Raw genomic sequence first — 13768 nt, 5'->3', positions numbered from 1 at the left:
TTGAAGCATGTCTCTGATCTCGATCGGGCTTTCCGGCCTGAATGCCAGCCAGACCGCGCTGTCCATCACCGGTAACAACATCGCCAACGCGGCCGTCTCGGGTTACTCGCGTCAGCAGACCATCCAGACCACGGGGCCGTCGCACAATATCGGCACGGGCTTCGTCGGCACTGGTACCACGTTGTCGGATGTGCGTCGTATCTACAACGCCTACCTGGACAACCAGCTGCAGACCTCCACCTCGTTGAATACCGATGCGGCGGCGTTCCAGGATCAGATCACCGGCATCGACAAGCTGCTGGCCGAAAGCGACACCGGTATCAGCTCGGTGCTGACCGCGTTCTTCTCGGCCCTGCAGACCGCCTCGGCCAAGCCCAGCGACGTCGCCTCGCGCCAGCTGCTGCTGACCCAGGCGCAGACCCTGAGCAACCGCTTCAATGCCATCTCCAGCCAGATGAGCAAGCAGAACGACAGCATCAACAGCCAGCTGGACACCCTGTCGGGCCAGGTCAACAAGCTGACCTCGAGCATCGCTGATCTCAACAAGCAGATCACCCAGCTGTCGGCCTCCGGTGCCTCACCTAACAACTTGCTCGATGCCCGCAGCGAAGCGGTCCGCCAGCTCAACGAGCTGGTCGGCGTCACCGTGCAGGAGCGTGACGGCAACTACGACGTGTACCTAGGCAACGGCCAGTCGCTGGTCACCGGCAACCGCGCCAACACCCTGACCGCCGTGCCGAGCGCCGCGGACCAGAGCCAGTACAGCCTGCAGATCAACTACCCGACCTTCTCCTCGGATGTCACCTCGGTGGTCACCGGCGGGCAGATCGGTGGCTTGCTGCGCTACCGCAACGACGTGCTCACCCCGTCGATGAACGAGCTGGGACGTGTCGCCCTGGTGGTGGCCGACAGCATCAACAGCCAGCTGGGGCAGGGCCTGGATGCCAACGCGCAGTTCGGCAGCGCGCTGTTCTCCAGCATCAACAGTGCCCTGGCGATCAGCCAGCGCAGCCTGGCCTCCACGAACAACAGTGCAGGCTCCGGCAACCTGGATGTGACCATCGCCAACAGCGGTGCGCTCACCACCTACGACTACGAGGTCAAGTTCACGGGCCCGAACCAGTACAGCGTGCGCCGTTCCGACGGCACCGACATGGGCAACTTCGACCTGACCACCACGCCGCCGCCGGTGATCGACGGTTTCACCTTGAAACTGAACGGTGGCGGCCTGGCCGCTGGCGACACCTTCAAGGTGAGCCCGACCCGTTCGGCGGCAGGCTCCATCAATACCGTGCTCACCGATGCCAACAAGCTCGCCTTCGCCGGGCCGATCAATGGCATTGTGGGTAGTGGCAATACCGGCTCCGGCACCATCACCCAGCCAAACCTGGGAGCCAAGCTGGATATCTATGGTGGCGCCGACACTGCGCTGATCCAAGATTCGATCAAGCATTCCATGCCGGTACGCATGGTGTTCCAGGCCGCCAGCGGAGGTACGCAGGGCTACACCCTGTACGACTCCAAGGGTAACTCCATCGGCACAGGCACCATCGTGCCTGGTCAGGATAACAAGCTGACCATCAATGTGCCGATGCGCGATGCCAGCGGTGCGCCGATCCTCGATGGTAGCGGCAACCCGCGGACCTTCAGCGTCGAGACCACCGTCGGCGGCAGCCCGGCGACCAACGACAGCTTTACCTTTGGCTTCAATGCCGACGGCAAGTCCGATAACCGCAACGCCCAGGCGCTGCTGGGGCTGCAGACCAAATCCACCGTCGGCGTGACCTCCGGCGGCGGCTCCAGCTTCACTTCGGCCTACGCCTCGCTGGTCGAGCGGGTCGGGGCCAAGGCCAACCAGGCCAAAATCGATACCGTTGCGACCAAGGCCGTGCTCGATGCGGCCAAGGAAAGCCGCAACGGGGTTTCCGGTGTCAACCTGGACGATGAGGCAGCCAACCTGATCAAGTTCCAGCACTACTACACCGCGTCGTCGCAGATCATCAAGGCGGCGCAGGAAACCTTCAGCATCCTGATCAACGCATTGTAAGGAGTAGCCATCGTGCGTATTTCCACCGCTCAGTTCTATGAGTCGAGCGCCAGTAGCTACACCAAGAACTTCGCTGACCTGATGAAGAGCAAGACGCAGATCGACAGCGGCGTGCGCATCCAGACTGCCGCCGACGATCCGGTCGGCGCCGCGCGCCTGCTCCTGCTGCAACAGCAGCAAGCGCTGCTCAAGCAATACGACGGCAACATGACCACGGTGAACAACTCGCTGCTGCAGGAAGAGAGCGTGCTGAGCACCATCAACGATGCCATGCAGCGCGCCAGCGAGCTGGCCCTGCGTGCCGGTGGCGCTGGCGTGACCGATGCTGATCGCGTCTCCATCAGCAGCGAGCTCAAGGAGATCGAGGCCAACATCTTCGGCCTGCTCAATTCGCGCGATGCCAACGGCGACTACATGTTCGGTGGCACCAAGACCTCGTCGCCACCCTATGTGCGCAATGCCGATGGCACCTACAGCTACCAAGGCGACCAGACCCAGCTGAGCCTGCAGGTGTCCGACACCCTGAGCCTGGCGACCAACGACACCGGCTTCAGCATCTTCGATTCGGCCAAGAACAAGAGCCGTACCCAGTCCGCCCTGGTGACGCCGCCGGTCGATGACGGCAAGGTCGCGCTCTCGCCGGGCCTGCTGACCTCGAACAACACCTACAACAGCAGCTTCACCGCTGGCCAGCCGTACAAGATCACCTTCACCAGCGCCACCCAGTACACGGTGACCGATGCTCTGGGTAACGACATCACTGCCGAGACGCCCACCAATGGCACCTTCGACAGTAAGGCCGAGGGTGGCAATCGTATCGCGCTGCGCGGCGTCGAGTTCGAGATCACCGCCTCGCTGAAAGAAGGCGATGATGCCAATGCCGTCTTCGCTGGCCGCGAGTTCAGCGTGCAGGCCCGCCCCGATACGCTCACGACCGTGCGTGGTGCCGGCAACCCGTCCAGTGCGCAGGTCACCAGCGGCGCCGTGACCGACCCGGCCGCCTACAGCAGTACCTTCCCGAGTGATGGGGCGGTGATCAAGTTCACCGGTGCCAACACCTACGAGTTCTATGCCCAGCCTTTGACTGCGGACAGCAAACCCGTTGCCAGCGGTACCTTCACCGCGCCGTCGCTGACGGTGGCGGGGGTGACCTACCAGGTATCCGGTACGCCGCAGACGGGTGACCAGTTCGCGGTCAATGCCAACAACCACCAGAACCAGAGCGTGCTGGAGACCATCAGCCAGCTGCGTGCGGCGTTGGATGCGCCGCCAGGCACCTCGGGCGACAATACCGCCATCAAGAACGCCGTAGCCTCGGCTGTGGCCAACCTGGCCAGTGCCCGCGAGCAGGTGGATATCACCCGTGGTTCGATCGGTGCTCGGGGCAACTCGCTCGATATCCAGCGCCAGGAAAACACCAGCCTGAGCACGGCCAACAAGGTCACCCAGGATGCCATCGGCAACACCGACATGGCCGACGCCTCGATCATGCTGACCCTGCAGCAGGCCATGCTCGAAGCTTCCCAGCTGGCCTTCTCGCGTATTTCGCAACTGAGCCTGTTCAACAAGCTCTGATCGCGATCCGCGTCAGGAAAGCCCCGGCCAGCGCCATGCTGCCGGGGCTTTTTCGTGTCTGGCGCGCGGTGGTGGCAGGGGGTTGGCGATAATTGTCTGTGACTAATGAGTCAAATCGTGCATCTTCCCTGTATTCTATGCGGCAGTTGCTGCAGCATTTTGTTACCGGTGCGCAAAGGGCAAGCCTGGTGTCGGCCTGTCCGGGGCGCATTGCCCTCGACCCGGTAGTCGGCGCCCTCAATTCATCGAGTGGCGGTCTTTGGCTGTTTTCATTGGGAAGCCAGAATGATTGGCATCAAAAGCATCGCGAGTTACGTGCCCACCGCTGGCCTGGACAACTACGTCCAGGGTGCGAAGTTCGGCAAGGACGAAGAGTTCATGTTCGGCAAGATCGGCGCCTCCTTCCTGCCGCGCAAGGCCGAGGAGCAGGAAACGTCCGACCTGTGCGTGGAGGCTGCCCGGGCGCTGTTCGCCAACAACCCCGAGCTCGATCCGCAGTCGATCGATGTACTGATCGTGGTCACCCAGAACGGTGACGAAGAAGGCCTGCCGCACACCGCGGCGATCGTCCAGAACAAGCTGGGCCTGTCGACCCGCGTGGCGGCCTTCGACGTGTCGCTGGGCTGCTCGGGTTATGTCTATGGCCTGTACGCCATCAAGGGCTTCATGCAGGCGGCGGGGTTGAAAAACGGCCTGCTGATTACTGCCGACCCGTATTCGAAGATCGTCGATCCGGAAGACCGCAACACCACCATGCTGTTCGGTGACGCCGCCACGGCCACCTGGATGGGCGAGAACGCTGTCTGGCAGCTGGGCGAGGCGCGTTTCGGCACCGATGGCTCGGGTGCCGAGCACCTCAAAGTCAGCGATGGCACCTTCTTCATGAACGGTCGCCAGGTGTTCAACTTCGCCCTGGTCAAGGTGCCGGCGCACCTGCATGAGCTGCTGGCGGCCAGCGGTTTGCAGTCTTCGGACATCGATGCGTTCTGCATCCACCAGGGCAGCGCGGCGATCGTTGATGCCGTGGCACGACGCTTCGAAGAGCAGCATCCGGAGAAGTTCGTCAAGGACATGCTCGAGACCGGCAATACCGTGTCCTCCAGCGTGCCGCTGCTGCTGCAGAAACACATGTTCGACAGCAGCTGGAAGCGCGTGGCCATCAGCGGCTTTGGCGTGGGCCTGTCGTGGGGCTCGGCGATTCTCTATCGCGCCTGAGTCTCGACGATCTCAGAGAAAAACGCCTGGCGTGTCCCGCCAGGCGTTTTTTATGCCTGGGAAATGGGTTCCACAGGGTCCCTGTAGGAGCGTGCTTGCCCCGCGATGGGCTGCAAAGCAGCCCCTGATCGGCAACTGCCAAATCAATAACCCCCTGATTTCATGGGGGTGGCGGGGTGATGGCATTTTTTTTTCGAAAATGCCCTCAAGCAACCCACGCAGACGACGATAACCATTACGAAGGTTCTCTAGGCCATACCCGGCGGATGCCAGGGCCGGAAGCCGCAGTACCCATCCAACGAGGATTTCGTCATGGCTTTAACTGTAAACACCAACATTGCTTCGGTTACTACTCAGGTTAACCTGAACAAGGCCAGCACCGCCCAGACCACTTCGATGCAGCGCCTGTCTTCCGGCCTGCGCATCAACAGCGCCAAAGACGACGCTGCCGGCCTGCAGATCGCCAACCGTCTGACCAGCCAGATCAACGGCCTGGGCCAGGCAGTCAAGAACGCCAACGACGGTATCTCGATCGCCCAGACCGCCGAAGGCGCAATGCAGGCTTCGACCGACATCCTGCAGAAAATGCGTACCCTGGCACTGTCCTCGGCCACTGGCTCCCTGAGCGCCGACGACCGTAAGTCGAACAACGACGAATACCAAGCTCTGACTGCCGAACTGAACCGTATCTCCACCACCACCACCTTTGGTGGCCAGAAGCTGCTGGACGGTTCCTACGGCACCAAGGCCATCCAGGTCGGCGCCAACGCCAACGAAACCATCAACCTGACCCTGGAAAACGTTGCTGCCAGCAACATCGGTTCCCAGCAGGTCAAGAGCCTGGGCGTTGCTCCAAGCAACACCGGTGTTGCCGGTGGCCTGATCAACGTAACCGGTAACGGCCAGACCGCTGCGGTCACCATCGCTGCTGGCGCTTCCGCCAAGACCATCGCCAGCCAGCTGAACGGTGCCATTGGTGGCCTGAGCGCTACCGCCAGCACCGAAGCTCAGTTCGTTGTCGGCGCCGGTGCTGCTACCGCTCCTGCTACCTTCGACATGACCGTTGGCGGCCAGACCACCAAGTTCGTCGGCGTCAAAGACACCGCCAACCTGGCTGACCAGCTGAAGTCGAACGCTGCCAAACTGGGCATCAGCGTCAACTACGACGAAGCCAAAGGCACCCTGTCGGTCAAGTCCGACACCGGTGAGAACATCTCGTTCGCCAACTCCACCGCTGCCGGTACCATCACTGTTGCAACCAAGGACGGCTCGGGCACCTACGGTGCTGGCGTCGCTCTGGCTGACGGCCTGATCGCCACTGGCGCTGTGAACCTGGACTCGGCCAAGGGCTACGCTCTGAGCGGCGCTGGTGTTACCGGCCTGTTCAACGCCGGTACCGACGCTTCGTCGGTCAAGACCACCATCGCCAACACCGACGTCACCGACGCCACCAAGGCTCAGAACGCCCTGGCCGTCATCGACAAGGCCATTGGTTCGATCGACAGCGTCCGTTCGGGCCTGGGTGCTACCCAGAACCGTCTGACCACCACCGTCGACAACCTGCAGAACATCCAGAAGAACTCCACCGCTGCCCGCTCCACCGTGCAGGACGTGGACTTCGCTTCGGAAACTGCAGAGCTGACCAAGCAGCAGACCCTGCAGCAGGCTTCCACCGCGATCCTGTCGCAGGCCAACCAGCTGCCATCCTCGGTCCTGAAACTGCTCCAGTAATTCAGGCGCCTGAGTAAGAGGTGGAAGGGCGCGTTTACGTGCCCTTTCGCTTTTTTGACATGAGGAGTTCGAAGCATGGACATGAGTGTCAAGCTGAACCAGGTGTATCCTCCGGTGCTGCCTCAGGCAGTGACGACTGCCAAGGACCCACTGGTGCCTGCCAAGGTGCCGGAAGCCGCGGCCGTCGATGACAAGCCGCACACCCGCGAGGACCTGGAGAAGGCGGTTGGCGAGATCCGCGATTTCGTCCAGTCGAGCCAGCGCAAGCTGGATTTTTCAATCGATGATTCCACCGGCCGGGTCGTGGTCAAGGTGATCGCCACCGAATCCGGTGATGTGATCCGCCAACTCCCGTCGGAAACGGCGCTGAAGCTGGCACAAAGCCTCAGCGAAGCTGGCAGCCTGCTGTTTGATGGCAAGGCGTAAGCTGGCATGATTTTTGTTGCTGTCGGTCATTTGCGGCGTGTAGTCGTCAAGGACCCGGCAGCTACCGAACAAGGAGAGCAATGATGGCAGGTTCAACAGTCAGCGGTATCGGTTCGGGCATCGATACCCAGGCGATTGTGAAGTCCCTGGTGGACGCGCAGAAGGCGCCGAAACAGGCACAGATCAACACCCAGACACTGAAGGCAACCACCACGTTGTCCTCTATCGGCAAGATCCAGGCGGCCCTGGATGCCTTCCGTGGTGCGTTGACCAGCATGACCAACGACAACAGCTTCGGTGGTCTGGCGTTGAAGTCGTCGGATGAGAAGGTTGCGACCATCACGGCGGGCGCAGGCGCGGCCACTGGTTCGTTCAACCTGGTTGTGACCCAGCTGGCATCGGCTTCCAAGGTGTCCACCAAGGTTTATGCCGGCGGCGCGGGCACCGTGGTCAACCCTGGCACCACTGCGACCAAGCTGACCATTACCCAGAATGGCAAGGACCACGACGTCAGCATCCCGCCGGGCGCCACGCTGCAGCAGGTGCGCGAGACGATCAACAGTCAGTTCGGTACCGCAGGTCTGAGTGCCAACATTCTGACCGACGCGTCGGGTTCGCGTCTCGTCGTTACCTCCAGCAAGATGGGGGTAGGTTCCGATATTACGCTGTCGGGTAACTCGGGTCTCGACACTGGCTACACCGTTGTAGATCCGCCAAAGAATGCCCAATACAAACTCGATGGCATTTCCATGGAGTCAAAGAGTAACGACATCAGCGACGCGGTAAGCGGTTTGAACATCAAGCTGGTCGGGCTTTCGCCAACGGCGACAGGGGCGTCCGCACCTACGGTGACGACCCTTTCGCTGAGTACGAGCACCACCGCGCTGAAGTCGGGCCTGAAAGGTTTCATCGATACCTATAACGCGCTGATCAAGGCTGTTAACGCCGAGACCAAGGTAACCAAGAACGCCGACGGCACCGTGACTCCCGCCGCGCTCACCGGCGACGCATCCATGCGCGCGCTGATGTCATCGATCCGCGAAGAAATGAACACGCTTTCCGGCAACGGCACGATGAAGTCGCTCGCCGCCTTTGGCGTCACCTCATCCCAGGATGGCGGCACGCTCAGCCTGGACGACAAGAAGTGGGACAAGGCCGCGGCCACCAACGCCGCCGACCTGACCAGCATCTTCAACGGCAAGAATGGCCTGCTGGCGCGCCTGCAGACCGCGACCGAACCGTATGCCAAGGCATCCACCGGCACCCTGGCAGAGCGCTCCAAGGCGCTGAGCGAGAGCCTGACCAAGCTCAAGACCGAGCAGGATACCCTGGATACGCGTATGGAAGCCCTGCGCGTCAGCCTGCAGGACAAGTACAACAACATGGATACTCTGGTCGCTCAACTGCGTCAGCAGCAGAGTAACGTGCTGGGCACGCTCAACGCACTGAACAACGCCAAGAACGACAAATAATCCGTGAAGGTCCCGTGAAGTCCGGGCATGATGTCCGGCTTCACGCCGGCGGCAGGTAAAGTTTACCGCCGTCGGCCCGATACAAGGACTATGAAACCAGTCGTTTTTGCCCGCTACGAGGTCGCAAGATGAATCCCATGAGAGCCCTTCGGCAGTACCAGAAGGTCAATTCCCATGCCCAGATTTCCGAAGCAACGCCCCATCGCCTGGTGCAGATGCTGATGGAGGGTGGGCTCGATCGCATGGCCCAGGCCAAAGGTGCGCTGGCCCGCGGCGATATCGCCGAAAAAGGCCTGATGCTGGGCAAGGCCATCGACATCATCATCGGCCTGAACGACGGCCTGGATGCGCAGAAGAGCGCGGACCCTGCCTACATCGAGCAGCTGTCGAGCCTCTACGCCTACATGACCAATCGCCTGATGCAGGCCAATATCGACAACGACCCGGCGATCATCGACGAGGTCGCGCAATTGCTGATCACCGTCAAGAGCGGCTGGGACGCGATCGCAGAAGCGCAACAAGCCGGCTGAGCCGGGCAGGGAGAGCAAGGTGAGCAGCGAACTGCAACGATTCGACGAGACCCGCGACGCACTGCTGAACGCCCTGAGTGCCAAGGACTGGGATGCCATCGGCAGGCTCGACGAGAGCTGCCGCACCTGCATCGACGACATGCTCGGCGCGCCAGCGCTGGATGAAGAGCTGGTCAAGGAGCGCTTGGAAGGGTTGTTGCAGGTCTATCGCGAACTGCTCGACGCGACCATCGGCGAGCGCCAGGCCATCGCCGATGAAATGACCCAGATCAATCAAGCAAAGAATGCGTCGAAGGTTTACCATTTGTTCAGTTAATATGCACCGGACTGAGCAAAAGGCGCCATAAATTTGACTGTGCAGGCCTTTTTGACTTTACTAGTGGCTGTTTTCGAAATTCAGACGTCCGAACACTGACCATTCAGTCGGAATGATGTCGTGCACGCCCTCCGGGCGCCGATATGACTAGGGAAGTTGCTATTGCATGTGGCGTGAAACCAAGATTCTCCTGATCGATGACGACAGCGAACGCCGCCGCGATCTGGCGGTGGTCCTGAATTTTCTCGGCGAAGATAACCTCTCCTGTTCCAGCGGCGACTGGCAGCAGGTGGTCGAGGGTTTGTCTTCCAGTCGCGAAGTCCTGTGCGTCCTGATCGGGACCGTGAATGCTCCGGCCAATGTGCTGGGGCTCCTTAAGACAGTGGTCGGGTGGGATGAGTTCCTTCCGGTTCTGCTTTTGGGTGAAATTTCTTCCGCGGAGTTCCCCGAGGACCTGCGTCGGCGCGTGCTCTCCAATCTCGAGATGCCGCCGAGCTACAGCCAGTTGCTCGACTCCCTGCACCGTGCCCAGGTCTACCGCGAGATGTATGACCAGGCCCGTGAGCGTGGTCGTCAGCGCGAGCCCAATCTGTTCCGTAGCCTGGTGGGCACCAGCCGTGCCATCCAGCATGTGCGGCAGATGATGCAGCAGGTCGCCGACACCGATGCCAGCGTGCTGATCCTCGGCGAGTCCGGCACCGGCAAGGAGGTGGTGGCGCGCAACCTGCACTACCACTCCAAGCGCCGCGAGGCACCGTTCGTGCCGGTCAACTGCGGGGCGATTCCGGCGGAATTGCTCGAGAGCGAACTGTTCGGCCACGAGAAGGGCGCATTCACCGGGGCGATCACCAGCCGTGCCGGGCGGTTCGAACTGGCCAACGGCGGCACGCTGTTCCTCGACGAGATCGGCGACATGCCGCTGCCGATGCAGGTCAAGCTGCTGCGTGTCCTGCAGGAGCGCACCTTCGAGCGGGTCGGCAGCAACAAGACCCAGAGCATCGACGTGCGCATCATCGCCGCGACGCACAAGAACCTCGAGACCATGATCGAGGACGGGACCTTCCGCGAAGACCTGTATTACCGGCTGAACGTGTTCCCTATCGAGATGGCGCCATTGCGTGAGCGGGTGGAAGACATTCCGCTGCTGATGAACGAGCTGATCTCGCGTATGGAGCACGAGAAACGCGGTTCGATCCGCTTCAACTCCGCATCGATCATGTCGTTGTGCCGTCACGGCTGGCCGGGCAACGTCCGTGAGCTGGCCAACCTGGTGGAGCGCATGGCGATCATGCATCCGTACGGGGTGATTGGCGTGGCGGAACTGCCGAAGAAGTTCCGCTACGTGGATGACGAAGACGAGCAGTTGGTCGACAGCTTGCGTTCCGATCTCGAGGAGCGCGTGGCGATCAACGGGCATGCGCCGAACTTCGCCAGCCATGCCATGCTGCCGCCCGAAGGGTTGGATTTGAAGGACTATCTTGGCAGCCTGGAGCAGGGGCTGATCCAGCAGGCGCTGGACGATGCCAATGGCATCGTCGCCCGGGCCGCCGAGCGCCTGCGCATCCGCCGCACCACGCTGGTGGAGAAGATGCGCAAGTACGGCATGAGCCGCCAGGGTGGCGAGGAGCAGGCGGACGACTGATCCCGCCGGGTTTTGGCGCAATGGCCGGGTGCTTGACAACCCCGGTCATTGCGCTCGGTCAACAAGCCCACAGCTGATTGCCCCCATCTCCGGCACGGCTATTGCTACACCGCTGGCAACATACCGTTTTTATGACGGTCAGCCATGCGAGAGAGCACGATGCCCCAGGCCGCCCACCGTTCCCATTCCTCCGATCCGCGAGGACACACCCCGCTCGAGCAGGAAAGCCGGCAGGGTCTCGAGCAGGCGTTCGCCCTGTTCGACCAGGTTTCCAGCCAGCTCAGCCAGTCCTACAACATGCTTGAGACGCGCGTCAGCGAGCTCAAGGGCGAACTGGCAGTGGTCAGCGCCCAGCGCATGGCCGAACTGGACGAAAAGGAGCGCCTGGCCAACCGCCTGCAGAACCTGCTGGACCTGCTGCCGGGCGGGGTGATCGTGATCGATGGCGAGGGCTATGTGCGCGAGGCCAATCCGGCGGCTTGCGAGTTGCTGGGCGAGCCGCTGGTCGGTGTGCTCTGGCGGCATGTGATCGCCCGCAGTTTCGCGCCGCGTGAGGATGACGGCCACGAGGTCTCGCTGCGTGACGGACGCCGTCTGTCCATTGCCACGCGTTCCCTCGATGCCGAGCCCGGCCAGTTGGTGCTGCTCAATGACCTGACCGAAACCCGGCGCCTGCAGGACCAGTTGGCGCGCCACGAGCGCCTGTCGTCACTGGGGCGCATGGTCGCGTCCCTGGCCCACCAGATCCGTACGCCACTCTCGGCGGCGATGCTGTATGCCGGTCACCTGGCCGACCCGCAGCAGGCGCTGGCGGAGGAGACCCGTCAGCGTTTCGCCGGCAACCTCAAGGAACGCCTGCACGAGCTGGAGCATCAGGTGCGCGACATGCTGGTGTTCGCCCGCGGCGAGTTGCCCCTGAGCGACCGCATCAGCCCGAAAGCGCTGTTCCAGGCGTTGCAGCAGGCGGCCCATGCCCATGTCCAGGGGCATGCCGTGCGCTGGCAGTGCGACAGTCATCTTGGCGATTTGCTGTGCAACCGCGACACCCTGGTTGGCGCGCTGCTCAACCTGATCGAAAACGCCCTGCAGGCCAGTCATGAGCCGGCGCGAATCAAGGTCCATCTGTCCCGTCGCGACGATAGCCTGCGCATCTGCGTGAGTGATGCCGGCAGCGGCATCGACGCGCAACTGCTGACGCGTCTTGGCGAACCGTTCCTGACCACCAAGGCTACCGGCACCGGCCTGGGGCTGGCAGTGGTTCAGGCCGTGGTGCGGGCGCACCGTGGCACGCTGGGCCTGCGCTCCAAGCCTGGGCGTGGCACCTGTGTCACCGTGGTGTTGCCGCTGATCGACAGCCGGCTGGAGGCAGGTCAATGAGTGTCAAGGTTCTGCTGGTGGAGGACGATCGGGTCCTGCGCCAGGCGCTGGCCGATACCTTGGAAATCGGCGGCTTCTGCCTGCGCGCCGTCGGCAGCGCCGAAGACGCCTTGCTGGCGGTGACCGAGGAGTCGTTCAGTCTGGTGGTCAGCGACGTGAACATGCCGGGCATGGATGGTCACCAGCTGTTGGCGCAGCTGCGCCGCAACCACCCGCAACTCCCGGTGCTGCTGATGACCGCCCATGCGGCGGTTGAGCGGGCCGTTGAGGCCATGCGCCAAGGGGCTGTCGACTATCTGGTCAAGCCCTTCGAGCCCAAGGCGTTGATCAGCCTGGTGGCGCGGCATGCCGTCGGTGCCGGTGCGTCAGCGGGCGAGGAGGGGCCGGTGGCTTGCGAGCCTGCAAGTCGGCAATTGCTGGAATTGGCAGCCAGGGTCGCGCAAAGCGATTCAACGGTGTTGATTTCCGGTGAGTCGGGGACTGGCAAGGAGGTGCTGGCGCGCTATATCCATCAGCAGTCGCGGCGCGTGGACCAGCCGTTCGTGGCGATCAACTGCGCGGCGATCCCGGACAACATGCTTGAGGCGACACTGTTCGGTCACGAGAAGGGGGCGTTCACCGGCGCCATCGCCGCCCAGGCCGGCAAGTTCGAGCAGGCCGACGGCGGCACCCTGCTGCTCGACGAGATTTCCGAGATGCCGCTGGGCCTGCAGGCCAAGCTGCTGCGCGTGCTGCAGGAGCGTGAGGTCGAGCGCGTCGGTGGGCGCAAGCCCATCGCCCTGGATATCCGCATTCTCGCCACGACCAACCGCGACCTGGCGGGTGAAGTGGCGGCCGGGCGCTTCCGAGAAGACCTGTACTACCGTCTTTCGGTTTTCCCCATGGCTTGGCGGGCGCTGCGTGAGCGTCCAGCCGATATCGTGCCGTTGGCCGAGCGTTTGCTGGCGCGCCATGCGCAGAAAATGCGCCATGCCCAGGTGCGCTTGTCCGCCGAAGCGCGGGCGTGCCTGCAAGCCTACGCCTGGCCGGGCAATGTGCGTGAACTGGATAACGCCATACAGCGGGCGCTGATCCTCCAGCAGGGGGGCGTCATCGAGGCGGCGGATTTCTGTCTGGCTGGCGCCATTCCATTGTCGGTGCCGAAAATTGCCACTATTGAGCCATTATCTGTCGAGCCGGCTGCCGAGGTCGGTGGGCTGGGCGACGACATGCGTCGTCACGAGTTCCAGATGATCATCGACACCCTGCGCGCCGAGCGCGGGCGTCGAAAGGAGGCTGCCGAGCGTCTCGGGATCAGTCCACGCACCTTGCGCTACAAGCTGGCGCAGATGCGTGACGCTGGTCTGGATGTCGAGGCCAGCCTGTTTGGTTGATACGTCGTTTTGAATGTTTTTCGGGTTGGCTGGCACTCCTCTTGCTAGCACCAACCCATTCGCT

General features: G+C 62.4%; 11 protein-coding genes. All 11 read left to right on the top strand.

The genetic code is table 11. The annotated features are described in order from the left end of the window. The first annotated feature begins 7 nt into the window (after positions 1 to 7). The 11 genes from flgK to AC25MA_RS16845 all read left to right on the top strand — a co-directional run bounded on the left by flgK (position 8) and on the right by AC25MA_RS16845 (position 13704). Positions 8 to 2047: a flagellar hook-associated protein FlgK gene (gene flgK / locus AC25MA_RS16895; RefSeq protein WP_028691031.1), complete on the top strand. Its 2040-nt coding sequence runs from the start codon at positions 8 to 10 to the stop codon at positions 2045 to 2047. 12 nt (positions 2048 to 2059) lie between these two features. Continuing rightward, a complete protein-coding gene (locus AC25MA_RS16890) occupies positions 2060 to 3622 on the top strand; it encodes a flagellar hook-associated protein 3 (protein WP_486972230.1) in 1563 nt (520 codons plus the stop codon). 285 nt (positions 3623 to 3907) lie between these two features. Beyond that, the gene (locus AC25MA_RS16885; RefSeq protein ID WP_213883116.1) at positions 3908 to 4837 is read left to right on the top strand and encodes a ketoacyl-ACP synthase III; all 930 of its coding nucleotides are present in this window, start codon (positions 3908 to 3910) and stop codon (positions 4835 to 4837) included. A gap of 312 nt (positions 4838 to 5149) precedes the next feature. Continuing rightward, positions 5150 to 6568: a flagellin N-terminal helical domain-containing protein gene (locus AC25MA_RS16880; RefSeq protein ID WP_213883115.1), complete on the top strand. Its 1419-nt coding sequence runs from the start codon at positions 5150 to 5152 to the stop codon at positions 6566 to 6568. A 75-nt stretch (positions 6569 to 6643) separates the two neighbouring features. Then, positions 6644 to 6994 carry a flagellar protein FlaG gene (locus tag AC25MA_RS16875; RefSeq protein ID WP_062360692.1) on the top strand — a complete coding sequence of 117 codons (351 nt, stop codon included), beginning with the start codon at positions 6644 to 6646 and terminating at the stop codon, positions 6992 to 6994. 83 nt (positions 6995 to 7077) lie between these two features. Beyond that, a complete protein-coding gene (gene fliD, locus AC25MA_RS16870) occupies positions 7078 to 8466 on the top strand; it encodes a flagellar filament capping protein FliD (protein ID WP_486971115.1) in 1389 nt (462 codons plus the stop codon). Positions 8467 to 8594: 128 nt separating this feature from the next. Beyond that, the gene (fliS, locus tag AC25MA_RS16865) at positions 8595 to 8996 is read left to right on the top strand and encodes a flagellar export chaperone FliS (RefSeq protein WP_028692784.1); all 402 of its coding nucleotides are present in this window, start codon (positions 8595 to 8597) and stop codon (positions 8994 to 8996) included. Between the two features lie 19 nt (positions 8997 to 9015). Then, a complete protein-coding gene (locus AC25MA_RS16860; RefSeq protein ID WP_028692785.1) occupies positions 9016 to 9312 on the top strand; it encodes a flagellar protein FliT in 297 nt (98 codons plus the stop codon). A gap of 166 nt (positions 9313 to 9478) precedes the next feature. Continuing rightward, positions 9479 to 10954 (top strand): transcriptional regulator FleQ, encoded by a 1476-nt coding sequence (fleQ, locus tag AC25MA_RS16855; RefSeq protein WP_069016753.1) that lies wholly within the window; start codon positions 9479 to 9481, stop codon positions 10952 to 10954. A gap of 159 nt (positions 10955 to 11113) precedes the next feature. After that, positions 11114 to 12331 (top strand): sensor histidine kinase, encoded by a 1218-nt coding sequence (locus tag AC25MA_RS16850; protein ID WP_028692787.1) that lies wholly within the window; start codon positions 11114 to 11116, stop codon positions 12329 to 12331. Next, positions 12328 to 13704 carry a sigma-54-dependent transcriptional regulator gene (locus AC25MA_RS16845; RefSeq protein WP_088852858.1) on the top strand — a complete coding sequence of 459 codons (1377 nt, stop codon included), beginning with the start codon at positions 12328 to 12330 and terminating at the stop codon, positions 13702 to 13704. Before AC25MA_RS16850 ends, AC25MA_RS16845 begins: the two co-directional genes overlap by 4 nt. Positions 13705 to 13768: the final 64 nt, after the last annotated feature.

The sequence above is a fragment of the Pseudomonas sp. P65(2024) genome (assembly GCF_057480955.1).
Note: the sequence above shows the minus strand (reverse complement) of the source record. Positions and strands in the feature narration are given on the sequence as shown.